This window comes from Corynebacterium sp. HMSC074A09 (assembly GCF_001811545.1).
Lineage (GTDB): Bacteria > Actinomycetota > Actinomycetes > Mycobacteriales > Mycobacteriaceae > Corynebacterium > Corynebacterium hiratae.
This window is the reverse complement of record NZ_KV805109.1, coordinates 1-619: the sequence shown is the minus strand read 5'-3', so window position 1 is coordinate 619 and position 619 is coordinate 1. Positions and strand designations below refer to the sequence as shown.

The 619-nt window shown below is 55.9% G+C and carries 1 pseudogene; it reads right to left on the bottom strand.

The window, feature by feature from the left end:
* Positions 1 to 61: 61 nt before the first annotated feature.
* Positions 62 to 619, bottom strand: a pseudogene (locus HMPREF2807_RS14095) (transposase); the annotation flags it as partial.

Below are 619 nucleotides of genomic sequence, written 5' to 3'. Positions count from 1 at the left end.
CATGGAGTCCGGTGTCTTTTTGGACACGGAATCCATGGAGGTCTTGGACACTTCTAGCGGTTTATGGTTGCGGCCTGCGTTTCGGCCGGGGTTTGGATAGTTTCGGGTTCATCCGCGGTGGTTGGCGGTGTTTCATTCCTTCAACGAGGTTGATGTTGATCTGGCCACCTGGTGGTCTGTGGCTCAACGTGATCGGCAGTGGCACGCTGAAGAGGAATTCACCGTCATGGGCCGTGTAGAACTCCGCAACGTTTTCGGCTGTGACTGTGGAGTAGAGTCTGCGGTTTTTAAACCTCAGACCAATGTAGAGACCGAAGCTGCACACGCGTACAACGCCGTCTTTGCTTACGCAGAGCTGGTCTGGGATACCCCAATGGTTTGTTGATTGTGTCGTCGGTGCCGTTAGTGTGGGGGTATCGGTGGGAGGTATGCCTTGCAAAGCTGCCATGTCATCGGTGCTGGCCTCGTGTGAAGTTGCCGCTTCCGCGGGGCCGTTTAGCATTTCGGATACAGCGTGTGGATTGTGCGCTTGGTTATAGGCGACTACGCGGGCCCAGACCTGCTCAGGATCGAGTGGATGTGTAGGCGATGGTGCCTTGGGGAAGGTATCGAAGGCCTG